General features: G+C 71.7%; 1 protein-coding gene. It reads right to left on the bottom strand.

All coding sequences use genetic code 11. The features are described 5' to 3' along the window. On the bottom strand, positions 1-1,157 hold a 1,157-nt coding region (locus AOK15_RS40475), incomplete at both ends, for a cytochrome P450 (RefSeq protein ID WP_055524166.1).

Genomic DNA, 1,157 nt, shown 5'->3' with positions numbered 1-1,157 from the left:
CGCCCGGTGGAACGGGCCCGGCCGCCAGGTCAGGCTGTCCTCGGGCACCGCCAGCTCGATGTCGTGCAGCCGGTTCAGCAGGTTCTCGATGGCCGTCATGGTGACCAGCCGCGCGAGGTCCTTGGACGGGCAGGCGTGCGGGCCCGCGCTCCACGCGAGGTGGGCGCGCCGGCCGCCGGTCTGCCGGGCCGCCGCCAGCGTCGGGTCGGTGTTGGCGGCGGTGATGCTCACCAGCACCAGGTCGCCGGCGCGCATCTTCGTCCCGGCGAAGTCCAGGTCGGAGGCCGGGTAGTGGGGCGCGTAGTTCGCCATGGGCGGGTTCTCCCACAGCGTGTCGTCGATGGCCTCCTCGATGAGACCGCCGTCGGCGTACCGGTCGTGGGTGAGCAGCCGGTGCAGGGTGTTGCCGATGAGGTTGCGCAGCGGTTCGGCGCCCGCGCCGAGCAACAGGATCAGCTGGTGGACGAGTTCCTCGTCGGTCAGCCGGGCCTCGTGCCGCATCAGGTGCGAGGTGACGTCGTCGGCGGGCCTGGCCCGCTTCAGCGCCACCAGCTCGCCGACGGCCTGGCCGAGCACCATGTTGGCCTTCTCGGCGTTGACGCCCTCGAAGACACCGGAGATGCCGAAGACGACGCGGTCGCCGACGTCCGCCGGGCAGCCGAACAGCTCGTTGAACACGAGCAGCGGCAGCTGCTTGACGTAGTCGTTCATCAGGTCGACCGAGCCGCGCGCGGCGACCTGGGCTATCAGGTAGTCGGAGGCGCGCTTGGTCATCTCCGTCAGCTGCCGGGAGTCCACGCGGGCCAGGGAGTCGGTGATCGCCTGGCGCAGCCGGGCGTGCTCGGCGCCGTCGGTGAACATGGCGTTGGGCCGGTAGCCCAGCATCGGCACGACGGGGTTGTCCGGGCCGATCCTGCCCTCGGCGACATCCCGCCAGCGCCGGGCGTCCTTGCGGAAGTTGCTCGAGTCCTGGAGCAGGTGGAGCGCCGTCGCGTGGTCGGTGACGAGGGTCGCGTCCACACCGGGCGCGATCTCGACCGGCGCGGTCGCCCCGAAGTGCCGCAGGTACGCGTAGTACGCCTGGGGGTCGGCGGCGTACTGGCGGTGCCGCTGTACAGCGGCACCGGCAGTACGCTGCCGACCCCCAGGCGTACTAC

It is taken from the genome of Streptomyces ossamyceticus (assembly GCF_001418475.1).
Classification (GTDB): Bacteria; Actinomycetota; Actinomycetes; order Streptomycetales; family Streptomycetaceae; genus Streptomyces; species Streptomyces ossamyceticus.
The sequence above is the reverse complement of the archived record's forward strand: the minus strand, read 5'-3'. Positions and strand labels throughout refer to the sequence as shown.